Here is a 23,135-nt window from a genome sequence, read left to right on the forward strand (position 1 = left end):
ATGACCACAGCGACCCCGGCCAGGACGACGGCCACCCCCACCCCATGGGCAGCGGTGCTCAGGACCGAGACGCGGCTCTTCCTCCGCGAACCCGGCGGCCTGTTCTGGGTCCTCGTCTTCCCGACCGCGCTGCTGACGATCCTCGGCCTGATCCCGTCCTTCAGGGACCCCGATGACGCGCTCGGTGGACGCCGCGTCGTCGATCTGTACGTACCGGTGTCGGTGCTGCTCGCCATGATCATGGCCGGGATCGGGGCCATGCCGCCCATCCTCACCGGCTACCGCGAGCGCGGGATCCTGCGCCGGATGTCGACCACTCCGGTGCCGCCGTCCGCCCTGCTCACCGCGCAGATCGCCCTGCACGGCGCCGCGGCCCTCGGCTCCGCCGCGCTGGTGATGACCGTCGGCCGCACCGCCTTCGGCGTGAGGCTGCCCGGACAGCCCTTCGGCTACGTCCTGGCGCTGCTCCTGGCGACCGCGAGCGTCCTCAGCCTCGGCGCGCTGCTGTGTGCGCTCTCCCGCACCACCAAGGCATCCTCCGCCATCGGCACGGTCGCCAACCTCGTGATGATGTTCACGGCCGGGGTCTGGATCCCGGTGCAGACCATGCCCGACACCCTCCGGCGCATCGTCGAGGTCACCCCGTTCGGCGCGGCCTCCCAAGCACTGGACCGGGCGGCGTCCGGCGGCTGGCCCGGCTGGGTACAGCTGGGCGTCATGGCGTTGTGGGCGGCCGTGGTGACCGGGCTGGCTACCCGGCTGTTCCGTTGGGAGTGACGGTTCCGGGGGAGAATCCCCTCATGAACGCGGGGGGCACGGCAGAGGTGGGCACAGCCGGAGCGACGACGGCCGCGCAGTGGTGGGAACGGTTCTTCCGGTACGGGCCGTACGGTCTGCTCGGCCTGGCCACCGCGGCCTCTGCCGTGTCCGTCGAGCTCATCATGGACCGCTCGGACGTGTACGCCGCCGCGGCGCTGGTCCCGGTGGTGCTCGTCCTCCAGCTCTGGTGGGGACGGTACGGGCCGGCGCTTCCCCCGCGTTCGCGGGTGGCACAGTTCTACTACGTCGCCCGCACGTCACTCGCCTTCGGACTGACCTGGTGCAGCCCGTTCTTCTCCATCTTCGCGGTTCTCGGCTACTTCGACGCCGGCCGGCTGCTCCCGCAACGGGCCGTGCGCGCCGGGCTGCTGGCCACCGCCGTCATCATGGCGGGATCACAGTCCGGCAGCGGCCTCCCGCCGACCGGCCTCATGAACTGGATCGCCTTCGGCATCGTCTTCGCCCTCCACGCAACCATCACCCTGGTCTTCGCCCAGATCGGCGACCGGGAGGCCGAGCAGACCCGCGCCCAGGTCAACACCATCACTGAACTGGAGTCCGCCAACGCCCGCCTCGAACAGGCCCTCGCCGAGAACGCCGGACTCCATGCCCAACTCCTGCTCCAGGCCCGCGAGGCGGGGGTCGCCGACGAGCGGCGCCGGCTCGCCGCCGAGATCCACGACACGCTCGCGCAGGGCCTGACCGGCATCATCGCCCAGCTTCAGGTGGTCACCTCGATCGCCGACACCGATCCGGCCCTGGCCCGGCAGCACCTCGACCGCGCCGTCGCCCTCGCCCGGCACAGCCTGAACGAGGCGCGCCGCTCGGTCCACGATCTGGTCCCCGTCGCACTGGAGCACGACGACCTCGTGGGCGCGCTGAAGAAGACCGTCACCGGCTGGGGCGAACGCCACGGAGTGCGGGCCGAGTTCACCGTCACCGGTACCGCCGAGCCGGTCCACGACGAGATAGCCGCCACCCTGCTCCGCATCGCCGAAGAGGCCCTTGCCAACGCCGGCCGCCACGCCGGGGCCGCACGCGTCGGCATCACCCTGTCCTTCATGGATGACGAACTCGCCCTGGACGTACGGGACGACGGCCGCGGCTTCGACCCCGCCGCCCTGGGGCCACGCCGACGCGGCGCGGGCGGATTCGGGCTCGGCGGCATGCGGGCCCGCGCCGAACGCATCGCGGGCACCGTCGAGGTGGAGACGGAACCGGGGCACGGTACGGCGGTCTGCGCCCGGGTGCCCCTGGTCCGGCACGGCTGATGACCAGTACGGTTGCCCTGCCATGGCTGAGGATTCCGCACGCGTCATCACGCTCGTCGTCGTCGACGACCACCCCGTCGTACGGGACGGTCTGCGCGGCATGTTCGACTCCGACCCGGGGTTCCGGGTCCTTGGGGAGGCGCCGGACGGGGTGGCGGGCGTCGACCTCGTGGCCCGGCTGGACCCCGACGTCGTCCTGATGGATCTGCGGATGGCGGGCGGCGGCGGAGTCGCCGCCATCGCCGAACTGACCGGGCGCGGCGCGCGCGCCAAGGTGCTGGTCCTCACCACGTACGACACCGACTCCGACACCCTCCCCGCGATCGAGGCCGGCGCGACCGGCTATCTCCTCAAGGACGCGCCCCGTGCAGAGCTGTTCACCGCCGTCCGCGCCGCCGCCGACGGCCGCACCGTGCTCTCACCCGCCGTCGCCTCCCGCCTCGTCTCCCGGGTGCGCACCCCGGTGGCGCCGGGCCACGAGGCACTGTCGGCCCGGGAGCGCGAGGTGCTCGAACTCGTCGCGAAGGGCACCTCGAACCGGGAGATAGCCGCCGAACTGTTCATCAGCGAGGCCACCGTGAAGACCCACCTCACCCATGTCTTCGCCAAGCTCGGCGCCAAGGACCGGGCCGCCGCCGTGGCGATCGGCTACGACCGCGGCATCCTCGGCTGACCCTTCCCCGGCCCTCGTTCCCCGGCCCTCGTTCCCCGACCGTCATTCCCTGACCCGTAGCAGCAGCACCGACCTGGGCGGCACGGTCAGCACCGTGCCACCCGGGTGGACGCTGCCCGGCGCCTCGGCCTGGTCCTCCCGTGAGGTGTCCAGGACCAGTTCGTAACTCTGCGCCCATGGCGGTCCGGGCAGCCGGAAGCCGCTCGGCCGGTGGTCCGCGTGCAGGATCGCCAGGAAGCTGTCGTCCGTGACGGGTTCGCCGCGCGCGTCCCGGCCGGGGATGTCGCGCCCGGAGAGATAGAGCCCGACCATCGCGGCCGGTGCGTACCAGTCCGCCTCCGTCATCTCCGCGCCCTGCCGGGTGAACCACGCCAGATCCCGCAGCCCGTCCGCCGCATGCGCACGCCCGGAGAAGAAGGCACGGCGGCGCAGCACGGGGTGGGTGTGGCGCAGGGTGAGGATGCGTGAGGTCAGCTCGGTCAGCGCCCGCCACTCCGGCCGGTCGAGCAGGGACCAGTCCAGCCAGCCGACCTCGTTGTCCTGGCAGTACGCGTTGTTGTTGCCGCCCTGCGTACGGCCCATCTCGTCGCCCGCGACCAGCATCGGCACACCCGTCGACAGCAGGAGGGTGGTGAGCAGATTGCGCAGCTGACGGCGGCGCAGCGCGTTGACGGCGGGGTCGTCGCTCTCGCCCTCGGCGCCGCAGTTCCAGGCCCGGTTGTCCGAGGTGCCGTCCCGGTTGTTCTCGCCGTTGGCCTCGTTGTGCTTCTGCTCGTAGCTGACCAGATCGCGCAGCGTGAAGCCGTCGTGCGCGGTGACGAAGTTGACCGAGGCGTACGGCCGCCGGCCGCCCCACGCGTACAGATCGCTGGACCCGGTCAGCCGGTAGCCGAGATCCCGTACGTCGGGCAGTGCGCCGCGCCAGAAGTCCCTTACGGCGTTCCGGTAGCGGTCGTTCCACTCGGTCCACAGCGGAGGGAAGGCGCCCACCTGGTACCCGCCGTTGCCGACGTCCCACGGCTCGGCGATCAGCTTCACCCGGCGCAGCACCGGGTCCTGGGCGATCACCGCGAGGAACGGGGAGAGCATGTCGACATCGTGCATCGAGCGGGCCAGCGCGGCCGCCAGATCGAAGCGGAAGCCGTCGACGCCCATCTCTGTGACCCAGTACCGCAACGAGTCTGTGATCAGCCGCAGGACGTGCGGCTGGACCACGTGCAGGGTGTTGCCGCAGCCGGTGTAGTCCGCGTACCTGCGGGCGTCCGCCTGGAGGCGGTAGTACCCGCGGTTGTCGATGCCGCGCAGCGACAGCATCGGACCCAGCTCGCTCGCCTCCGCCGTGTGGTTGTAGACCACGTCGAGGATCACCTCGATCCCGGCGTCGTGCAGGGCCCGTACCATCCGCTTGAACTCACCGACCTGCTGGCCCGTGGTCCCGCTCGCGGAGTAGTCGGCGTGCGGGGCGAAGTAGCCGATGGAGTTGTAGCCCCAGTAGTTGTGCAGACCGCGCCGGAGCAGATGGTCCTCGTGGGCGAACTGATGCACCGGCAGCAGTTCCACCGCCGTCACTCCCAGCCGCCGCAGATGATCGACGGCGGCCGGATGGGCGAGACCGGCGTACGTGCCCCGCAGCTCCTCCGGGATCCCGGGGTGCAGCTTGGTGAAGCCGCGCACATGCAGCTCGTAGATGACGGAGTCCGCCCATGAGGTCTTGGGGCGGCGGTCCTGCGCCCAGTCGTCGTCATCGTGGACGACGACGCCCTTCGGGACGTACGGAGCGGAGTCCCGCTCGTCGCGCACGGTGTCGGCGACCTGCTGGTGCGGCCAGTCCCTCACATGGCCGTACACCTCGGCCGGGAGGGTGAACGAGCCGTCCACGGCGCGCGCGTACGGGTCGAGGAGCAGCTTCGCCGCGTTCCAGCGCGCACCGGTCCAGGGGTCCCAGCGGCCGTGCACCCGGTAGCCGTACCGCTGACCCGGCCGTACGCCCGGCACGAAGCCGTGCCAGACCTCATGGGTCAGTTCGGTCAGCGGAAGGCGCCGCTCGCTTCCCTCCTCGTCGAAGAGGCAGAGCTCGACGGCCTCCGCACCGCCTGCCCAGAGCGCGAAATTGGTGCCCGCCACCCCGTCGGGGCCCACCCGGAAGCGGGCCCCGAGCGGCATCGGGGCACCGGGCCACACGGCGGCCGGCCGCCCCGGCACGGCCATCGGCGCGCTCTCCCGTTTTGCCCGCTCCTCCGTCTCCCCGGTCTCCTGCACTGCCTCCTGCTCGGCTGCGCTCGACACCTGCTCGCCTCCCGCGGCTCGTGGGGACCGGCACCGAAAAGGAGTGCACGGCGTCCCGGCCGCGGCTCCCCGAGTGTGGTCCTCCCCTCTGTTCTGCCCACACCGGCGCCAGGACTCACGTTTCCCCCGACCGGCCCCCGTCGTTGGGGGGACGTGAACCACGTAGCGAAGAGGGCGGTGGCGAGCTCGGCCACCGCACGGACATGGGCGGGACTGCTCACCCTCCTGGCCCTGCTGAGCGGCTGCTCCGACGACGGATCCGTCAGCAGCGGGAAGGCGCGTTCCCCGCAGGACGCGATCCTGATCAGCCCGGGCGACGGGGCGAAGAACGTAGGTCCGGACGACCGGATGGAGGTGAAGGTCCCCGACGGGCGGCTGGAGAGCGTCAAGGTGGCGCGGATCGAGGACGCGCAGCGCCAGGAGGTGCCGGGCCGGATCGCGCACGACGGTACCTCCTGGACACCGTGGGCGACGGCGGGCCGGCTCAGGCTCGCCGCCGAGTACAGCGTCGACGCGGTGGCCGTGGACGGCGCCGGGCACCGCTCGGCCCGCCACACCACCTTCACCACGGCGGTCCCCGAACACCGGTTCATCGGCTACTTCAAGCCGGAGAACCGGTCCACGGTCGGCACCGGAATGATCGTCTCCTTCAACTTCAACCGCCCGGTCGAGAACCATGCGGCCGTGCAGCGGGCGATCCGGGTGAGCTCCGTGCCGGCGGTCGAGGTGGTGGGGCACTGGTTCGGGGACAGCCGTCTCGACTTCCGGCCCGCCGCCTACTGGAAGCCGGGCACCGAGGTCACCGTCGAGGTGGGGCTGCGGGACGTGGAGGGTGCGCCGCAGGTGTACGGCACCCAGGACAAGACGGTCGCCTTCACGGTGGGCCGCTCGCAGACGTCCCTGGTCGACGCGGCCGCCCACACCATGAAGGTACGCCGCGACGGCCGGCTCGTCTCCACGGTCCCGATCACGGCGGGCTACCCGGGGATGGACACGTACAACGGGAAGATGGTGGTCAGCGAGATGCACGACGTGACCCGGATGGACGGCCGCACCGTCGGTTTCGGCGGCGAGTACGACATCAAGGACGTCCCGCACGCCCTCCGGCTCACCAACTCCGGCACGTTCCTGCACGGCAACTACTGGTCGGACAAGGGCGTCTTCGGCTCGGACAACGTCAGCCACGGCTGCGTCGGGCTGCGCGATGTGCGGGGCGGCAGCAGCTACACCCCGGCCGGCTGGTTCTTCGACCGGACACTCATCGGCGATGTCGTCGAGGTCGTCAACTCCAAGGACAAGCAGGTCGCGCCCGACAACGGTCTCGGAGGCTGGAATCTGAACTGGAACCAGTGGAAGGCCGGCTCCGCCCTCCGCTGATCTCCCGCCACCTCCGTACCCCGTGTCACCTGGAGAAGCTCCGGAACGAGTTGGGACTGAACGGTGACATTCTGCGGGGTCAATTCCGCACAGTGAGTGTGATTATCTTTCGCTGAGCGCGCATGTACAGCGTGCGGGGGCGGGGCCCGAGGGCCCCCAGGGCCTTGGCGCCGCCAGGCCGTGTGAGGGGAGACGACCACATTGAACGGGCAGCCGATATCGGGGACATCGGCCGGGGCGGACAGCGGGCGACGCGGACGTGGAGCCACCGGAGTGCGGGCTCTGGTACTGGGTGCGCTGCTGTTGCTGGTGACGGCGTGCGGCCAGGGAGGCGACGCCGGCGCGGGCGAGGACCGCAAGGGCGGGGCGAAGGTCGATGACACCACCGCCTCGCAGGCCGTGGTGACCGTCGCCCCGAAGGACGGGGCGGACTCCGTCGCCACCAGCGGGGCGCTGAAGATCTCCGCCGTGCAGGGGAAGCTGACGACGGTCAAGGTCGCCGGGCCCAAGGGCGTCGAGGTCGAGGGCAGGATCGCGGCGGACGGCACGAGCTGGACACCGGACCGGCATCTGGCCGCGGCGACCAAGTACACCGTCCACGCGGTCGCCAAGGACGCCAAGGGCCGCGAGTCGGCCAAGGACACCAGCTTCACGACGCTGGTCCCGCAGAACACCTTCATCGGTCAGTACACCCCGGAGGACGGTTCCACGGTCGGCGTCGGCATGCCCGTCTCGATCCACTTCACCCGCGGCATCACCGACCCGGCCGCGGTCGAGAAGGCCATCAAGGTGACCGCCGAGCCCTCCGTACCGATCGAGGGCCACTGGTTCGGCAACGACCGCCTCGACTTCCGCCCCGAGGACTACTGGGCCGCGGGCACCAAGGTGACCGTGAAGCTCGACCTCGACGGCGTCGAGGGGCGTCCCGGCGTCTACGGCAAGCAGGCCAAGACGATCGCCTTCACCATCGGCCGCAAGCAGGTCAGCACCGTCGACGCGAGCACGCACCGGATGAAGGTCGTCCGTGACGACAAGCAGATCAAGGACATCCCGATCTCGGCCGGTGCCCCGGCGACCACCACGTACAACGGTCGGATGGTCATCAGCGAGAAGCTCAAGGTGACCCGGATGAACGGTGACACCGTGGGCTTCGGCGGCGAGTACGACATCAAGGACGTCCCGCACGCGATGCGCCTGTCCACCTCGGGCACCTTCATCCACGGCAACTACTGGGGCGGCTCCGGCATCTTCGGCGCGGCCAACACCAGCCACGGCTGCGTCGGCCTGCAGGATGTGCGCGGCGCCTGGAGCAAGGAGACCCCGGCTGCCTGGTTCTTCGACAACTCGCTCATCGGTGACGTCGTCGTCGTGAAGAACTCGAAGGACAGGACGATCCAGCCGGACAACGGCCTCAACGGCTGGAACATGTCCTGGTCGGAGTGGACCAAGTAGCTCCCGACGTACCCGACACGGACGGGCCCGGCGCTGTGACCAACAGCACCGGGCCCGCCGCCGTCAGCGCCGGTCAAGACCGACCGGCAATTGGGGGGCGGCGTCGCGGGGCTGGGCACGCACATCTGCCGCGTTGTCGTCAATCACCAACGCTCCGCGTTGCCTCAATCCTCCGCCTTGCAGCTGCACGCACCCAGCCCCGCTCCTTCTCCCACCCCCCAATTGCCGGTCGGTCTAACCTGCCTCTCATGACCGCAAATCTCGAAGTGACCGACGGTGTCGGCACGATCCTGCTGGACCGTCCGCCCATGAACGCCCTGGATGTCGCCACTCAGGACCGGCTGCGTGAACTCGCCGAGGAGGCGACCCGGCGCGAGGACGTGCGCGCCGTGGTCCTCTACGGCGGCGAGAAGGTGTTCGCGGCGGGCGCGGACATCAAGGAGATGCAGGTGATGGACCACGCGGCGATGGTCGTACGGTCCAAGGCGCTGCAGGACTCCTTCACCGCGGTGGCCCGGATTCCCAAGCCCGTCGTCGCCGCAGTCACCGGCTACGCGCTGGGCGGCGGCTGCGAGTTGGCGCTCTGCGCCGACTACCGGATCGCCGCCGACAACGCCAGGCTGGGCCAGCCCGAGATCCTGCTCGGGCTGATCCCCGGCGCGGGCGGCACCCAGCGCCTCGCCCGGCTGATCGGCCCCTCCCGGGCCAAGGACCTGATCTTCACCGGCCGTCACGTGAAGGCCGAGGAGGCCCTGACGATCGGACTGGTGGACCGCGTGGTGCCTGCCCCCGAGGTGTACGAGCAGGCGCACGCCTGGGCCGCCGGGCTGGCGAAGGGGCCCGCCCTCGCGCTGCGCGCCGCCAAGGAATCCGTCGACGCCGGTCTGGAGACGGACATCGACACCGGGCTCACGATCGAGCGGAACTGGTTCGCAGGTCTGTTCGCCACCGAGGACCGGGAGCGTGGAATGCGCAGCTTCGTGGAAGAGGGTCCGGGCAAGGCCAAGTTCCTCTGAGCGGAAGTCAGTTGGGCACAGACTGACGCATGTTCATCCGTGCGGGCGGATTGGCTGGGCCTTGGGGGAACCTTGAGGCCCAGCTCTCCGAAGGGGCCGGAAATCCCGCTCGGAGGCGGTATCCATGCAGGTCAACAGGGGTGCGATGGGCCGCATTCTGCCAGTGGCATATGCCTGCCGACTTCTGCGGAATGTTGCATTCCGGGGTAGGGATTCCGTTGGAACGGCCCCGGAGGGCCTGCCTTGCGGCCATGATGGTGTGCATGGCGGGCCTGGAGGGTGTGGAACAGCCGCGACCGCACAGCGGCGCGACGGCGGCACGCTGGATGCCGGGCATCGAGGATGAACAGGCGTTCAAAGCGCTGGAGTTGTTCGGAAATCCGGCGGACGGCGAAGTTCGGCTGCCCTCTCGTCCGGAGTCCGCGGCCACCGCTCGGCGGCTCACTTCCTGCGTGGTGCTGCGTCAGTGGGCGCTCTCCCCGCAGACCGCCGAATACGCCGTCCTCCTCGTCTCGGAACTCGTCGGCAATGCCGTCCGGCACACCGGTGCCCGGGTCTTCGGGTTACGGATGCTGCGCCGCCGCGGCTGGATCAGGATCGAGGTGCGCGACCCCTCGCGCGGACTGCCGTGTCTGATGCCCGTGCGGGAGATGGACATCAGCGGGCGGGGGCTCTTCCTTGTCGACAGGCTCTCCGACCGATGGGGCGTGGATCTGCTGCCGCGCGGCAAGACCACCTGGTTCGAGATGCGGATCTCCGACCGCTGATCCCGGCTCGCGCGCCCGGGAAGCACAGAAGCCCCCGGTCCGCCGTCGTGGGGCGCTTCGGGGGCTGCTGTGTGGGGGCCGTGAAATGGGGGGGTGTTCACGGCCGCTTGTGACGACCGAGCTCGGGTCATGCGGTCGTGTCACCGACTATGGCAGACGGGCGACCTCTCCGCCAAAGGTGCAAATGGGGCATTCACGGAAAATCTGGATCATTTTCCGGGTGAATCGCAGGTGTGATGGGTCACTTGCCTGGAAATCCATGAATATTTACGGGATTCGTCGAGTGATTCGGTCGCTCCCCCTATAAGTCTTAAATGTGATTTTCGGAACACTTCACCCCTATTGTTCTGCGTATGAACGCCTCCGACCCACCGGTGCACCGCCGCAGCGCCCTGCGCGCGGGAGCAGGGGCCGCCCTCACCGGCGCCCTGACCGCCGGATGCGCGGACCGCGGCGACGCCGCCGGTGCGTCGGCCGGGACCCGCACGGCCGCGGCGAGCCCGAAGAACACCCCCGCGACCGCGACCACCGGGCACCCGGCCCCGCACCCCGCGCCGGCCCCGCGCCGCTTTCCCGGGCAGCCGGCCCAGATCGACCACGGCCCCCGCGACCGCGCCCGCGTCGCCCTCACCTTCCACGGCCAGGGCGACCCCGCCATCGCCCGGACCGTACTCGCCGAGGCCGAACGGGCCCACGCCCGGATCACCGTCCTCGCTGTCGGCAGCTGGCTCGACGAACACCCCGAGATGGCCCGCCGCATCCTCGACGGCGGCCACGACCTCGGCAACCACACCCAGCGCCACCTCGACATCTCCGCGATGGGCGAGGCCGAGGCATACGCAGAGATCACCGGCTGCGCCCAGCGGCTGCGCCGGCTCACCGGCTCCATCGGCACCTGGTTCCGGCCCTCGCGCACCCGGTACGCCACCCCGCTCGTCCAGCGGCTCGCCGCCCGGGCGGGCTACCCGCACGTCCTCTCGTACGACGTGGACTCCCTCGACTTCACCTCTCCCGGCGCCGCGGCCGTCACCCGCAAGGTGGCCGGGGAGATCCGCAACGGATCGGTGGTGAGCCTGCATTTCGGCTACGCGGACACGGTCGCCGCCCTGCCTCTCCTCCTCACCGAAATCGACCGCCGCCAACTGCGCGCGGTGACGACCACGGAGCTGCTGACCTGATGCCTCCCTCCACCAAGCACACCGCGGCCCTGCTCGGGGGCGTCCTCATCGCCGTACTCACCGGCTGTGGCACCCCCGCAGAGAAGGGGACCGTCAAGGCCGTCGGCAGCGAAGCCGCCACGCCGCCCGTCGATGCCGAACGCGTCACACCGCCGGGCCTGCCCGGCATGCCACCGGTGCTCGACGCCAACGACGTCTACGCGGCCGACCGGCCGGGGAAGCTCTCCCCGGCCGTCAAGGACTTCCCGTCCCGCGTCTACGTCCCCAACACCAACTCCGACACCGTGTCGGTGATCGACCCGGCCACGTACAAGGTCATCCGGACCATCAAGGTCGGCCGCCAGCCGCAGCACGTCGTCCCGTCCTGGGACCTGAAGACCCTCTGGGTCAACAACGACATCGGCAACAGCCTCACGGCCATCGATCCCGCCACCGGGAAGGTGGGCCGCACGCTGCCCGTCTCCGACCCGTACAACCTCTACTTCACCCCGGACGGCAAGTACGCCGTGGTGATGGCCTCGAAGGACCGCGAACTGGTCTTCCGCGACGCCCACACCATGAAGACGGCCAAGGCCGTCCCGGTCAGCTGCGGGGGCGTCAACCACGCCGACTTCTCCACGGACGGCCGGTACTTCATCGTCTCCTGCGAGTTCTCCGGCGAACTCCTCAAGGTCGACACGGCGAAGATGAAGGTCGTCGGCCAGCAGAAGCTACCCGTCAAGGGCGCGATGCCGCAGGACGTGAAACTGTCACCCGACGGCAGCACCTTCTACATCGCGGACATGATCGCGAACGGGGTGTGGGTGCTGGACGCCAAGAAGTTCACCACCCCGAAGCTGCTGCGCACCGGCAAGGGCGCCCACGGCCTCTACGTCAGCCGCGACTCCAAGGAGATGTACGTCTCCAACCGGGGCGAGGGCTCCATCTCGGTCTTCGACTTCGGCCGGCGCGAGCTGGTGAAGAAGTGGCGCCTGCCGGGTGGCGGCAGCCCCGACATGGGCGGAGTCTCGTCGGACGGCAAGGTCCTCTGGCTGAGCGGGCGTTACAACTCCGTGGTGTACGCGATCGACACCACCACCGGCAAGCAGCTCGCCCGCATCCCGGTGGGCAGCGGCCCGCACGGACTCGCCGTGTACCCGCAACCGGGCCGCTACTCGCTCGGCCACACCGGCGTCTTCCGCTGACAGCGCGGCGTCAACACTCCGCCTGACACGCTCGCCTTCGGGTGGTGCTCCACGGCCCGGCGCCGCACTGCCGAGACAGTGACCGTCATGATGATCACTTCTCGTCTGCGGCGTCGGGCCGCAGTCGCCGTTATCGCCATCTCCGCCGTACTCGTCCCGGCCGCCGCCACCGAGGCCGCCCCCGCCGCCGTTCCCGCGGCCGTCGCGTTCAAACCCGGTGGCTGCCCGGTCGTCGCCGACCATCTCTTCGCCGCCGCAGACCCGGTGGACATCCGCCGGATCACCCCGCGCCCCTCCTGGCGGGACAACTGCCGTCAGCTCTACCGGGCGGACGGCCGGGGCCCGCAGACCGTCTTCGACGAAGGCTTCCACGCCAGGGACATCGTCTACGGCCAGTACGACCTGGAGAAGTACGTCCTGGTCAACCAGCCCTCGCCGTTCGTCTCCACCACGTACGACCACGACCTGTACAAGCGCTGGAAGAGCGAGTTCAACTACTACATCGACGCTCCCGGCGGCATCGACGTGAACAAGACGATCGGTGACACCCACAAGTACGCCGACCAGGTGGAGGTCGCCTTCCCCGGCGGCGTCAACCGCACGTTCATCGTCGGGGCGTGCCCCATCGACCAGGCGACCAAGACCGAGATCATGAACAAGTGCGTCGACAACCCGCACTACAAGCCGTGGCGCAGCTGATCCGTTGAACCCTCAACCCGCGACGAACAGGGCCTCCGAGCCCACCGGCCGGTAGCCCGCCGCCTGGAACGTCCGCACACTGCGGGCGTTCCCCGGCGACTGCTGGGCCCACACCACCGAGTCCGGCACCAGATGCCGGGCTGCCCGCGCCAGCCGTTCGCCCAGCCGCCGGCCGCGCGCCTCCTCGACCACCTCGATCGCCGTCTCCCAGCGTCCCGCGACTCCCCGGCCCAGGATCACCACTCCGCCGGCGGCGGACCAGACCCGCACCTCGTCGCGGTACTTCATCGCCCGCGCCACCCGGGGATGCTCCGGGTCCTCGATCTCCCGCAGCGCGATCTCCGGCTCGCCCGGCAGCGCGTCCGCGACCGTCAGCAGATCGATGGTGTTCATGTGCCGGCCGCTCCGGGCCAGCAGCGCGCCCAGGAAGTACGGATTCATCGTCGCGGCGAGCGCGTCGCCGGGGGTGGCGGCCAGCAGGGCCCGCACCCGGTCGGGATCCTCGTCGGTGAACACCACCGAGTGCGCGGTGAACGCCAGCACCCCCGCGTCCCGGACATTGGGCTGCCCCACCACGGTCGTTGCCCCGTCCGGCGGGGGAAACCTTCCGTGCGCGGCGGCCGTCAGGATCCGTGCCAGTGCGTCATCCATCGGTGTCCCGTCCCCGGTCCGGACCGTGGGCCCGCCGGACGACGGACCCCCACCCATGATCGGCGACCGGCCGCCGCGACCGCCAGCCGTCCCGCCCGTTAGTCCGACCCCCGTCAGTCGGAAACTGACACTGGCCAGGCTCTGATCAGGCAGTGGTGTGGCTCACGGGCGGCCGGTCAAGACGACCTGCCGGGGCGATCTGTCAGGCGGCGAAGTACCGTGACAGCGAGTCCCGTTCGTCGACCTCCACCAGATCGGGGCGGGTGTAGCGCTCCGCGCGGGCGTGGTAGTCGAAGTCGCCCCGCACCAGCCCGCGGTAGTCCTGCACGCATCGCTCCAGTGCGGCCCGGGTACGGCCGTGGATCCCGGCCGCCTCAATCTCCTCGATCAGTTCCTTCTCGGCGCGTTGCACCCGTTCCGCTATATCCGCGAGCTGTGCCCCGGCCTCCTCGACGGCCTCCTGGAGGGTGAATCCGTGGTCGCGCTGAATGAGCCGTACCGCATTGTGCTCGTAACCGAGCAGTGCCTCCTTCTCGAAGGAGCAGATATCGTTGCAGAGCCCCGAGTGATCGGTGACGGCGTTGCGCAGAGCGATGTACGCGGGAAGGCTGCGGGCCGATTCCGGGAGGTCGATTCCGGCGGTGATCTCATGCAGATCCAGGAAGGGCTGCATGGCCACCGATTCCCGGCGGTGCTTCACGAATTCGGCCCTGGTCGGCACCTGCCCGGCGGCCCGCTCCACGGCCTCGGCGTAGTACGTCCACAGCCAGGCGACCGTGTCCCGCCGGAACTGCCGGATCCAGCGCGGCGAGCGGTCCCGGTACGTCCGGGCTCGCAGACCCACGAGCGCGTCCTCCATGGCGCCGCGCGGCTGTTCGCCGTCGAGCACTGCCACCAGCCGTTCGATCGCCGCCTCGCACATGCGGGGATCGCGTCCGGCGGGTCCGTCGTCGAACTCGTCGTCGACGAGGAAGGCCCAGAAGAGCCACTGGCAGAAGAGATCGAGATGCTGCTGCGAAGCAGCGGGAAATATGAGGGATATCCAGAGTTCGGGCCGGGTCCGGATCATCTTCTTCCGCGCCATGGGGGAGAGCGCGAGACCATTGGATTCGGCCCAGTCCCAGGCGGCCTTCCTGGTCTCCTCGATGCCCGGATTGCATCCGGCGCTCTGGAACGGCATATGAAACTCTGGCAGCGCGATCTGGCTCATTGGTGCCCCTCGTCGAGACGATGCGGATGAACGATACGAACGGGGATCTGATCGAATTCACGCGTCGGCGCCGTTACACACAAGGGGACGCGCCGCCCGTTTCCGCCCGACGTCGGCCGAAGGGGAACCGTACGAGGTAACACGGTCACCCCTGCTCACTCTCCTCTGCCGGGCATCGGGGCATCGGGCCGGGCTCGCGGGCCCGCGGTGGCAATCGCCCTTGGCTCAGGACGGCGGCATCACCATGCGTGACCCCCAGTCAACCGCCTGTGGGCGAGGGAGGGAGGTCGCTTGTGGCCGAAATTGTGTGATCGTCAGGAACGAGTGAATATCTCAGGCCGACCGCGTCGTCGGCGCCGCGCGACGCGCAGGCCGTCCTCGCGGGGGCCGATGATGCCGATGTTGCCGACCCGGTCGAGAGGGATGGTGAGCGGGAGCTCGGTGCCGGCACGCTCGCGGACCGGCGCCGCCGGCCCACCGCCGCCCGGAGCCCGACGTACGCGCCGCCGAACCGCGCGTTCCGCCCGGTGGGTGCCCGGCGAAGTGACCGGCCGAGGTCAGCGGCGGGCGGCGGTGTGGTGGTCGGCCACGATGCGGCCCCACTGCTCGGCGAAGCCGCCCCAGAGCGTACGCAGGCGTGTCTCTTCCTGGGCTACCTCGGCGACGACGACGGCGGGGTCGAGACCGAGGGCGTGCAGCGGACCGACGTCCGACGTCCCCCAGGTGGAGATGTCGTCGGCCAGCACCTCGGGGTGGAACTGCACGCCCCAGACAGCTGTGCCGATGCGATACGCCTGGTGGGCGCAGCGCTCACTGGCGAGCAGCGGAACGGCGCCCTCGGGCAGGGTGCCGGTCTCTTCCCAGTGCCACTGCACCGCGCACAACCGCATGCCCGGGTTCGCGAGGAAGCCGAACAACCGGTCTCCGGCGGCCTCTTGAAGCGGTGCCAGGTCACAGAGGCCGACTTCGGGTCGTGCGGCGTGCCGGACCTCGCCGCCGCAGGCTACCGTGAGCAGTTCCATACCCAGGCAGATCCCCAGGGTGGGGAGGTCCCGGTCCACGGCCTGCCGCAGCAGTTCCCGCACCGCCGGCAGCCAGGGCGCCTGCTCCTCGTCGTACGGACCCATGGATCCGCCGAGGACCAGCAGCGCGTCGTGGCCGTCCAGGGTCCGAGGCAGCGCGTCACCCGCCCAGGGGCGGCGCAAGTCGATCGCCAGCTCCAGCCCGGCGAGGCGTTCACCGACCTGAGCCGGGCCCGTACCGTCCTCGTGCTCGACAACGAGCACCCGCGCGCCACTCACAGTCGCCCCGCCTCGACGATGCGGCGCAGGAAGGCACGGGTGCGTTCCTGTTGCGGGTCGCCGAATATCTGCTGCGGCGGCCCTTCCTCCAGCAGTACGCCCTGATGCAGGAAGCACACCTTGTTCGACACCTCCCGGGCAAAGCCCATTTCGTGGGTGGCCAGCAGCATGGTCATGCCGTCTTCGGCCAGTTCTCGGACGATGGCCAGCACTTCGGCGACGAGTTCGGGGTCGAGGGCCGAGGTGATCTCGTCGAGCAGCAGGGCGCGCGGGCCGGTGGCCAGAGCGCGCACGATGGCCACCCGCTGCTGCTGCCCGCCGGAGAGCTGGTCGGGCATGCTGTCGGCCTTGTCGGCGAGGCCGACCCGCTTGAGCAGGATGCGCGCCTTCTCCTCGGCCTCGGCCCGTTCCACCCCGCCCACCCGCATCGGCGCGAGGGCAACGTTGCGCACCACGCTCATGTGCGGGAAGAGATTGAAGTGCTGGAAGACCATGCCGACATCGCGGCGCAGCCGATCCACATCGGTGCCGCGCCCGGAGGCGACATCGCCGCCGACCCGGATCTGCCCCGCGCTGATCCCCTCAAGGCCGTTGATGCATCGCAGCAGAGTGGACTTGCCGCTGCCGGAGGCGCCTATCAGGGTCACCACCTGGTGCTGTTCCACATTCAGGTCGATGCCTCGGAGTACGGGGGTCTCCCCGTAACTCTTGTGCACCGCGTCGATCTCGATGAAGGCCATGTCAGGCTCCCTTGCCGCGGCGCTGCTCACGGGCCACCAGCCGGTCGACCAGCCGGGCCTGCGGGATGGTGATGAGGATGAAGAGCGCCGCGACCACAGTCACCGAGGAGAGGTTGAAGTGGTTGGACGCGAAGATCTTCGATTGGTTGAAGGCGTCGATGGTGCCGATGACATTCACCAGCGCCGTGTCCTTCTGCAGGCTGATGAAGTCATTGAGCAGCGGCGGCAGGACGCGGCGGGTGGCCTGCGGCAGCACCACATCACGCATCGTGGCGCTCTGTGAGAGGCCGAGTGAACGGGCGGCGGCGCTCTGACCGGGCGCGATGGACTCGATGCCGGCCCGGAACACCTCGGCGACGTACGCACCGTAGGTGAGAGTGAGAGCGAGGATCGCGAACCAGACCGGGCTGAGCGAGCTGAGGAACGGCACCCCGGCGAGCGGCAGCCCGAAACCGATCAGATAGATGATGATGATCGCCGGTACGGCGCGGAAGCCGTCGATGTATGTGGTGGCGAGCAGCCGCAGAGGGCGGCCGGCCCGGCCCGGCGCCATCCGGGCGAGGGCGAGCGCCAGTCCCCAGACGAGGATCAGGACCTGGGCGACGACGGCGATGAAGAGATTGGTGCCGAAGGCAGAGACGATCTCCGAGACACTGATCCCGATCACTTCGCCGTCGAAGAAGGTGTGCTGTACGGCACGGTCGTTGGCGAACAGGAACCAGACCGCGCCGAGCAGCACGAGCACGGTCAGGCACCAGCCCAGTGCGGTCCAGGCGTCCTCGCGTGCCTCGGACGCGGCCCGCCGGGCGTCGGCCCGCCGGTCCTCGGCCCAGGCCGCGGCGGCTGTACGGCTCGAACGCACTGCCCGTAGCGCGGGCCTCAGTTGCGTGAGCGCGGCGGCGGCCACCAGGACGGCGCCGACGACCACCAGCAGGCCGGAGTCGCGCAGGGCATCGTTCACGGACAGGGCAGTCACCGCGATGAGCGCCACGGTGACCAGGACGCCCGCCGTCGCGGCGATCGCGAGCGGCAGGGCCCGCCGAGGAGGGGTGGGCGCCTGCGGCTCGGGCCGCGCGGTCGTCAACAGATGGGAATCGGCAGTCACTTGGCGCTCCACGTGGGGATCACGGAGGGGTCTCCGCCGAAGGCCTTGGCCAGATGGACGGAAGAGAGCTTGTCGAGCGTGCCGTCCTTCTTCATTGCCTCGATGGCCCCGTCGAGGGCGGAGGAGTTCTTGCTGCCCTTGGGGTAGAGCGCTCCGTAGGACTCGCCGGTGTTGTACTGGCCGATCACCTGGAGCTTGCCCTTGGACTCCTGGGCCTTGCCGAGCACGATGGCGACGTCGGTGAGCGCGGCGTCGATCTGGCCTGCCTGGAGGGCGGCTTGCAGCTCGACGTCGCCCGCGAAGACCTTCGGCCGGTCCTTCGGGCGGAGGCGGTCGCGGACGAAGTCGGCCCCGGTGGTGCCCTGCTTCACACCGAGCCGCATGCCCGAGATGTTCTCCTCGGTGACCTTGGACCCCGATGTCACCAGGACACCGATGTTGGAGGCGAAGTACGGGGCGGAGAAGTCCACCACCTTGCGGCGGGCGTCCGTGATGGAGATTTCGGCCAGCGCCATGTCGAAGTCCTGGGCCTTGCCCGCGACGAGCGCGTCGAAGGACACGTTGCGCACGGTGAGCTTGGACAGGCCGGCCCGGTAGGCGAGATTTGCGGCCATGCAGTACTCGTAGCCGTCTGCGATCTGCCGCACGGTGTCGCCGTTCCACCAGCCGGGGCTGGGGAGGTCACCGACGACGGTGAGGGTGTCCTTCTCGACCGTCTTGAGGTGGATCGAGCCGCGGGAACCGGTCGCTGTGCACTTGCCGTAGACGCGGGACCCCTTGGAGTCGGTTGTGTGGGTGGTGGAGTCGCCTCCGCCGGCCGCGGAACTGTCACAGGCGGTGAGGGATGCCAGCATCACGGCAGCGAGTGCGGGCACGACAGACATACGGAGGCTGCGCATGGAGCTCCTAGGGAAAATGCCGGGAATCGGTGATGCGCTACAGTGCCCAAAACGTTTTAGGTCCGTCAAGCCCCCCAAGCCCATCGAAACAAAAACGTTTTGGGTTGAGGAGCGGGAGCAGACTGGTCTCTGGCACGCTTGACGCCGCACGGCGGACGACACGGAGGGGCGACCGATCCATGACCAGCCGGAAATCGACACAGGCCGGGGCGGCGGGCCGTCGCATCGGAATCCGTGATGTGGCGCGTGCCACCGGACTGTCCATCACCACCGTGTCCCACGCCCTCAGCGGCAAGGGTCAGATCGCCGCGGCCACCCGTGAGCGGGTGCGTGCCGTCGCCGAGGAGCTCGGCTACCGCCCCGACCCCGTCGCCCAGGGACTGGTGTCCGGGCGTACCGGCATCGTCGGGCTGGCTGTCGGCCATATGTCGGACCGCCCGTGGGCCAGCACGTACCGCCCGTACTACGCGGCGTTCTCGGCCGGCGCCACCATGGCTGCGGTCGAGCGCGACTACGCGCTTGTCGTCGTCCCGGGCAACCCGGCCTCGGGGCTCTGGGCCCGGGTCCCCATGGACGGCCTGATCATCGTCGACCCGGTGCAGGAGGACCCGCTGCTCGCCGACTGCGCGCGCCGCGGGCTGCCGGTGGTCACCGACGGCCGCCCCATCGACCCGGGTTACGAGGACGTGCCCACCGTGGAGAGCGACTTGGAGCGCGGAATGGCGGAGGTCCTCGGCCATCTGCGGGACGCCGGCGCCACCCGGGTCGGTCTGCTCTCGGGACCCGAACCCGATGCGTACACGCAGGATTCCGAGCACCTCTATCGCCAGTGGTGCGCCGCGGCCGGACAGCCGGCGGTCGTCGAGACCCCAATAGCCTCGGAAGACGCGGTGGAGGCAGCGCTGCGACTGCTGTCACGCCCCGGACGCCCGGACGCGGTGCATGGCCTCAACGAGACCTACGGTCAGGCCTTGGTGATCGCGGCGCGGCGGCTGGGGCTCGACATCCCCGGCGATCTGTTGGTCAGCGTCATGCGCGAGGGGGATCAGTCCGGGGGCACCGGGGACTGGGAGGTGCCGCTGACCGCACTGAGCCTGGACGCTCGGCGCCTGGGCGCCGAGTCCGTCGCGATGCTCATCGATGTGCTCGACGGGAAGGCCCCGCGCAAGGTGGTGGTGCCGTGCACCGTGGTGGTACGCGGCTCCACGCGCCGCGGCTGAGCGGCGTCGGTCCGTCACGGCCTGAGCAGGTCAGGGCCAGTTCGCTCAGCACTCGATGATGTTCACCGCGAGACCGCCCCGGGCCGTCTCCTTGTACTTCACGCTCATGTCCGCGCCCGTCTCCTTCATGGTCTTGATGACCTTGTCCAGGGAGACCTTGTGGCTGCCGTCGCCGCGCAGCGCCATCTTCGCCGCGGTGACGGCCTTGACCGCGGCCATGCCGTTGCGCTCGATGCACGGGATCTGGACGAGACCGCCGACCGGGTCGCAGGTCAGGCCGAGGTTGTGCTCCATGCCGATCTCGGCGGCGTTCTCGACCTGCTCGGGGGTGCCGCCGAGGACCTCGGCGAGGGCGCCCGCGGCCATCGAGCAGGCGGAGCCGACCTCGCCCTGGCAGCCGACCTCGGCGCCGGAGATGGAGGCGTTCTCCTTGAAGAGCATGCCGATGGCTCCGGCGGCGAGGAGGAAGCGGACCACGCTGTCCTCCTTCTCCGCCTCGGTGGCGCCGCCGGCCGCGAAGTTCATGTAGTAGTGCAGCACGGCCGGGATGATGCCCGCGGCGCCGTTGGTGGGGGCGGTGACGACCCGGCCGCCCGCCGCGTTCTCCTCGTTGACCGCCATCGCGTAGAGGGTGATCCACTCCATCGCGTGGGTCTGCGGGTCGCCCTCGGCGCGCAGCTGACGGGCGGTGTTCGCGGCGCGACGGCGGACCTTGAGGCCGCCGGGCAGGATGCCCTCGCGGGACATGCCGCGCGAGACGCAGGCCTGCATGACGCGCCAGATGTCCAGCAGACCCGAGCGGATCTCGTCCTCGGTGCGCCAGGCGCGCTCGTTCTCGAGCATCAGCGAGGAGATCGACAGTCCGGTGTCCTTCGCGAGCCGCAGCAGTTCGTCGCCGGTGCGGAAGGGATGCTTCAGCACGGTGTCGTCGAGGACGATCCGGTCCTCTCCCACAGCGTCCTCGTCGACCACGAAGCCGCCGCCGACGGAGTAGTAGGTCTTCTCCAGCAGCGTGGCGCCCACATGATCGAAGGCGAAGATCGTCATGCCGTTGGCGTGGTACGGGAGAGCCTTGCGGCGGTGCAGGACCAGCTGCTCGTCGGCGTCGAAGTCGATCTCGTGCATGCCGAGCAGATTGATCCGGCCGGTGGTACGGATGCGTTCCACCCGGTCGTCGGCGGACTCCACGTCGACCGTACGGGGCGACTCGCCCTCCAGGCCGAGCAGGACCGCCTTGGGGGTGCCGTGGCCGTGACCGGTCGCACCGAGGGAGCCGTACAGCTCCGCGCGTATGGAGACGGTGTGGGCGATCAGGCCCTCGTTCTTGAGCCGGCGCGCGAACATGCGGGCGGCGCGCATCGGGCCGACCGTATGGGAGCTGGACGGGCCGATGCCGATCGAGAACAGGTCGAAGACCGAGATGGCCACGGGTGACTCCTCATAAGGGTTGGTAGACGTCGTTGTCTGCCGGGTGGTGCGGTACGGACCGGTCGGCCCGAAGAACAGCGGGGCAAGGGATGGGGCACCGCGCTCACTGCCCAGTGTGCGTGGTGCCCCGCCCGAAAGATGACGAAGTGTGTCCCGTATTACTCCGGGGACGACCCTCGTTCCGGACTACTACAGGCCGGGGTACAGCGGGAACTTCTCGGCCAGCGCGACGACACGGGCCTTCAGGGCGTCCGCGTCGTAGGACGGCTTGAGGGCCGACGCGATGATGTCCGCGACCTCGGTGAAGTCCTCGGCCTGGAAACCGCGGGTGGCCAGGGCCGGCGTACCGATCCGCAGACCCGAGGTGACCATCGGCGGTCGCGGGTCGTTCGGGATGGCGTTCCGGTTGACCGTGATGCCCAGCTCGTGCAGCCGGTCCTCGGCCTGCTGGCCGTCCAGTTCGGAGTTGCGCAGGTCGACGAGGACCAGGTGGACGTCCGTACCGCCGGACAGTACGGAGACACCGACCTCGGTGACGTCCGGCTGGACCAGGCGCTCGGCGAGGATGCGGGCGCCGTCCAGGGTGCGCTGCTGACGCTCCTTGAACTCCTCGCTCGCCGCGATCTTGAACGAGACCGCCTTGGCCGCGATCACGTGCTCCAGCGGACCACCCTGCTGACCCGGGAAGACCGCCGAGTTGATCTTCTTGGCCAGCTCCTGGGTCGACAGGATGACGCCACCGCGCGGACCGCCGAGGGTCTTGTGCGTGGTGGTCGTGACGACATGGGCGTGCGGCACCGGGTTGGGGTGCAGACCCGCGGCCACCAGGCCCGCGAAGTGCGCCATGTCGACCATCAGGTACGCGCCGACCTCGTCCGCGATGCGGCGGAAGGCGGCGAAGTCCAGCTGACGGGGGTACGCGGACCAGCCGGCGATGATCAGCTGCGGCTTGGACTCCTTGGCCAGGCGCTCGACCTCGGCCATGTCCACGACGCCGGTCTCGTCGACGTGGTACGGGACCACGTTGTAGAGCTTGCCGGAGAAGTTGATCTTCATGCCGTGGGTCAGGTGACCGCCGTGGGCCAGGCTCAGGCCCATGATCGTGTCGCCCGGCTTCAGCAGCGCGAACATCGCGGCGGCGTTGGCCTGCGCACCGGAGTGCGGCTGGACGTTCGCGGCCTCGGCGCCGAACAGCGCCTTGATGCGGTCGATGGCGATCTGCTCGACGACGTCGACGTGCTCACAGCCACCGTAGTAGCGGCGGCCGGGGTAGCCCTCCGCGTACTTGTTGGTGAGGACGGAGCCCTGGGCCTCCATGACCGCGACCGGAGCGAAGTTCTCCGAGGCGATCATTTCGAGGGTGGACTGCTGACGGTGGAGCTCGGCGTCGACAGCGGCGGCGACGTCCGGGTCCAGCTCGTGGAGGGAGGAGTTGAGAAGCGACATCAGGTGGTCCCTTGGGTCTCAGTTGCCGGAGAACTCGGTGTACTCGTCGGCGGAGAGCAAGTCCTTCGGCTCCTCCGCGACGCGTACCTTGAACAGCCAGCCGCCTTCGAACGGAGCGGAGTTCACCAGCGACGGGTCGTCCACGACGTCCTGGTTCGCGGCGGTGACCTCACCGGTCACCGGCGAGTACAGGTCGCTCACCGACTTGGTCGACTCCAGCTCGCCGCAGGTCTCGCCCGCGGTCACCGTGTCACCGACCTCGGGGAGCTGGGCGTAGACGACATCGCCGAGCGCGTTGGCGGCGAATTCGGTGATACCGATCGTGGCCACACCGTCCTCGACGGCCGACAGCCACTCGTGTTCCTTGCTGTACCGCAGCTGCTGGGGGTTGCTCATGACCTGAATTCTCCTGT

At 69.7% G+C, this 23,135-nt stretch carries 21 protein-coding genes; 11 read left to right on the top strand and 10 right to left on the bottom strand.

All coding sequences use genetic code 11. The features are described 5' to 3' along the window. Genes OG306_RS27040 through OG306_RS27050 form a run of 3 tightly spaced genes read left to right on the top strand, consistent with a single transcriptional unit; the run spans position 1 to position 2,763 of the window. Positions 1-777 carry an ABC transporter permease gene (locus tag OG306_RS27040; protein ID WP_266748705.1) on the top strand — a complete coding sequence of 259 codons (777 nt, stop codon included), beginning with the start codon at positions 1-3 and terminating at the stop codon, positions 775-777. Between the two features lie 23 nt (positions 778-800). Next, positions 801-2,090: a sensor histidine kinase gene (locus OG306_RS27045; RefSeq protein WP_371665681.1), complete on the top strand. Its 1,290-nt coding sequence runs from the start codon at positions 801-803 to the stop codon at positions 2,088-2,090. Positions 2,091-2,112: 22 nt separating this feature from the next. Continuing rightward, positions 2,113-2,763, top strand: a complete 651-nt coding sequence (locus OG306_RS27050; RefSeq protein WP_266748708.1) for a response regulator — start codon at positions 2,113-2,115, stop codon at positions 2,761-2,763. Positions 2,764-2,805: 42 nt separating this feature from the next. On the opposite strand, the gene glgX is transcribed toward OG306_RS27050, so the two are convergent. Further along, positions 2,806-5,049, bottom strand: a complete 2,244-nt coding sequence (gene glgX / locus OG306_RS27055; RefSeq protein ID WP_371665682.1) for a glycogen debranching protein GlgX — start codon at positions 5,047-5,049, stop codon at positions 2,806-2,808. 153 nt (positions 5,050-5,202) lie between these two features. Here glgX and OG306_RS27060 point away from each other — a divergent pair, with 153 nt between their 5' ends. The 7 genes from OG306_RS27060 (at position 5,203) to OG306_RS27090 (ending at position 12,722) form a co-directional block, all read left to right on the top strand. After that, positions 5,203-6,426 carry a L,D-transpeptidase gene (locus OG306_RS27060; RefSeq protein WP_266905369.1) on the top strand — a complete coding sequence of 408 codons (1,224 nt, stop codon included), beginning with the start codon at positions 5,203-5,205 and terminating at the stop codon, positions 6,424-6,426. Between the two features lie 201 nt (positions 6,427-6,627). After that, on the top strand, positions 6,628-7,878 hold the full coding sequence (locus tag OG306_RS27065) for a L,D-transpeptidase (RefSeq protein ID WP_266748711.1): 1,251 nt from the start codon (positions 6,628-6,630) through the stop codon (positions 7,876-7,878). Between the two features lie 248 nt (positions 7,879-8,126). After that, complete coding sequence (locus OG306_RS27070) at positions 8,127-8,894, top strand: enoyl-CoA hydratase/isomerase family protein (protein ID WP_266748712.1); 768 nt, start codon at positions 8,127-8,129, stop codon at positions 8,892-8,894. A gap of 251 nt (positions 8,895-9,145) precedes the next feature. Further along, positions 9,146-9,661, top strand: coding sequence for an ATP-binding protein (locus OG306_RS27075; RefSeq protein WP_266748713.1), 516 nt, complete (start codon positions 9,146-9,148; stop codon positions 9,659-9,661). A 353-nt stretch (positions 9,662-10,014) separates the two neighbouring features. Further along, positions 10,015-10,839: a polysaccharide deacetylase family protein gene (locus tag OG306_RS27080; RefSeq protein WP_266748714.1), complete on the top strand. Its 825-nt coding sequence runs from the start codon at positions 10,015-10,017 to the stop codon at positions 10,837-10,839. Then, complete coding sequence (locus tag OG306_RS27085; RefSeq protein ID WP_266748716.1) at positions 10,839-12,023, top strand: YncE family protein; 1,185 nt, start codon at positions 10,839-10,841, stop codon at positions 12,021-12,023. Before OG306_RS27080 ends, OG306_RS27085 begins: the two co-directional genes overlap by 1 nt. A 90-nt stretch (positions 12,024-12,113) precedes the next feature. Then, positions 12,114-12,722: an ADP-ribosyltransferase gene (locus OG306_RS27090; protein WP_266752468.1), complete on the top strand. Its 609-nt coding sequence runs from the start codon at positions 12,114-12,116 to the stop codon at positions 12,720-12,722. Positions 12,723-12,734: 12 nt separating this feature from the next. On the opposite strand, the gene OG306_RS27095 is transcribed toward OG306_RS27090, so the two are convergent. From OG306_RS27095 to OG306_RS27120, 6 genes are all read right to left on the bottom strand, one after another. Then, positions 12,735-13,373: a GNAT family N-acetyltransferase gene (locus OG306_RS27095; RefSeq protein ID WP_266748717.1), complete on the bottom strand. Its 639-nt coding sequence runs from the start codon at positions 13,371-13,373 to the stop codon at positions 12,735-12,737. Positions 13,374-13,575: 202 nt separating this feature from the next. Then, positions 13,576-14,583: a terpene synthase family protein gene (locus tag OG306_RS27100; RefSeq protein WP_432762241.1), complete on the bottom strand. Its 1,008-nt coding sequence runs from the start codon at positions 14,581-14,583 to the stop codon at positions 13,576-13,578. A 557-nt stretch (positions 14,584-15,140) separates the two neighbouring features. Then, a complete protein-coding gene (locus tag OG306_RS27105) occupies positions 15,141-15,884 on the bottom strand; it encodes a type 1 glutamine amidotransferase (protein ID WP_266748719.1) in 744 nt (247 codons plus the stop codon). Next, positions 15,881-16,624 carry an amino acid ABC transporter ATP-binding protein gene (locus tag OG306_RS27110; RefSeq protein WP_266748720.1) on the bottom strand — a complete coding sequence of 248 codons (744 nt, stop codon included), beginning with the start codon at positions 16,622-16,624 and terminating at the stop codon, positions 15,881-15,883. The genes OG306_RS27105 and OG306_RS27110 overlap by 4 nt, the downstream gene beginning before the upstream one ends. A 1-nt stretch (position 16,625) precedes the next feature. Then, positions 16,626-17,729 carry an amino acid ABC transporter permease gene (locus OG306_RS27115; protein ID WP_266748722.1) on the bottom strand — a complete coding sequence of 368 codons (1,104 nt, stop codon included), beginning with the start codon at positions 17,727-17,729 and terminating at the stop codon, positions 16,626-16,628. Further along, positions 17,726-18,628, bottom strand: a complete 903-nt coding sequence (locus tag OG306_RS27120) for an ABC transporter substrate-binding protein (RefSeq protein WP_266748723.1) — start codon at positions 18,626-18,628, stop codon at positions 17,726-17,728. Before OG306_RS27120 ends, OG306_RS27115 begins: the two co-directional genes overlap by 4 nt. Positions 18,629-18,807: 179 nt before the next feature. On the opposite strand from OG306_RS27120, the gene OG306_RS27125 reads away from it, so the two are divergent. Continuing rightward, positions 18,808-19,848 (top strand): LacI family DNA-binding transcriptional regulator, encoded by a 1,041-nt coding sequence (locus OG306_RS27125; protein WP_266748725.1) that lies wholly within the window; start codon positions 18,808-18,810, stop codon positions 19,846-19,848. Positions 19,849-19,893: 45 nt separating this feature from the next. Here OG306_RS27125 and OG306_RS27130 read toward each other — a convergent pair whose 3' ends face one another. The 3 genes from OG306_RS27130 to gcvH form a co-directional block, all read right to left on the bottom strand. After that, on the bottom strand, positions 19,894-21,276 hold the full coding sequence (locus OG306_RS27130; protein ID WP_371665683.1) for an L-serine ammonia-lyase: 1,383 nt from the start codon (positions 21,274-21,276) through the stop codon (positions 19,894-19,896). A 189-nt stretch (positions 21,277-21,465) separates the two neighbouring features. Beyond that, complete coding sequence (gene glyA, locus OG306_RS27135; protein WP_327258739.1) at positions 21,466-22,722, bottom strand: serine hydroxymethyltransferase; 1,257 nt, start codon at positions 22,720-22,722, stop codon at positions 21,466-21,468. Positions 22,723-22,740: 18 nt separating this feature from the next. Continuing rightward, a complete protein-coding gene (gene gcvH, locus OG306_RS27140) occupies positions 22,741-23,118 on the bottom strand; it encodes a glycine cleavage system protein GcvH (RefSeq protein ID WP_266748730.1) in 378 nt (125 codons plus the stop codon). Positions 23,119-23,135: the final 17 nt, after the last annotated feature.

This window comes from Streptomyces sp. NBC_01241 (assembly GCF_041435435.1).
Lineage (GTDB): Bacteria > Actinomycetota > Actinomycetes > Streptomycetales > Streptomycetaceae > Streptomyces.

What these genes read in the sequence shown, in the direction of transcription:
- OG306_RS27050 (WP_266748708.1), top strand. Translation starts at nt 2,113, where the DNA reads ATGGCTGAGGATTCCGCACGCGTCATCACGCTCGTCGTCGTCGACGAC.
- OG306_RS27110 (WP_266748720.1), bottom strand. Translation starts at nt 16,624, where the DNA reads ATGGCCTTCATCGAGATCGACGCGGTGCACAAGAGTTACGGGGAGACC.
- OG306_RS27040 (WP_266748705.1), top strand. Translation starts at nt 1, where the DNA reads ATGACCACAGCGACCCCGGCCAGGACGACGGCCACCCCCACCCCATGG.
- OG306_RS27045 (WP_371665681.1), top strand. Translation starts at nt 801, where the DNA reads ATGAACGCGGGGGGCACGGCAGAGGTGGGCACAGCCGGAGCGACGACG.
- OG306_RS27095 (WP_266748717.1), bottom strand. Translation starts at nt 13,373, where the DNA reads ATGGATGACGCACTGGCACGGATCCTGACGGCCGCCGCGCACGGAAGG.
- OG306_RS27080 (WP_266748714.1), top strand. Translation starts at nt 10,015, where the DNA reads ATGAACGCCTCCGACCCACCGGTGCACCGCCGCAGCGCCCTGCGCGCG.
- glyA (WP_327258739.1), bottom strand. Translation starts at nt 22,722, where the DNA reads ATGTCGCTTCTCAACTCCTCCCTCCACGAGCTGGACCCGGACGTCGCC.
- OG306_RS27120 (WP_266748723.1), bottom strand. Translation starts at nt 18,628, where the DNA reads ATGCGCAGCCTCCGTATGTCTGTCGTGCCCGCACTCGCTGCCGTGATG.
- OG306_RS27125 (WP_266748725.1), top strand. Translation starts at nt 18,808, where the DNA reads ATGACCAGCCGGAAATCGACACAGGCCGGGGCGGCGGGCCGTCGCATC.
- OG306_RS27070 (WP_266748712.1), top strand. Translation starts at nt 8,127, where the DNA reads ATGACCGCAAATCTCGAAGTGACCGACGGTGTCGGCACGATCCTGCTG.
- OG306_RS27090 (WP_266752468.1), top strand. Translation starts at nt 12,114, where the DNA reads ATGATCACTTCTCGTCTGCGGCGTCGGGCCGCAGTCGCCGTTATCGCC.
- gcvH (WP_266748730.1), bottom strand. Translation starts at nt 23,118, where the DNA reads ATGAGCAACCCCCAGCAGCTGCGGTACAGCAAGGAACACGAGTGGCTG.
- OG306_RS27075 (WP_266748713.1), top strand. Translation starts at nt 9,146, where the DNA reads ATGATGGTGTGCATGGCGGGCCTGGAGGGTGTGGAACAGCCGCGACCG.
- OG306_RS27085 (WP_266748716.1), top strand. Translation starts at nt 10,839, where the DNA reads ATGCCTCCCTCCACCAAGCACACCGCGGCCCTGCTCGGGGGCGTCCTC.
- OG306_RS27100 (WP_432762241.1), bottom strand. Translation starts at nt 14,583, where the DNA reads ATGAGCCAGATCGCGCTGCCAGAGTTTCATATGCCGTTCCAGAGCGCC.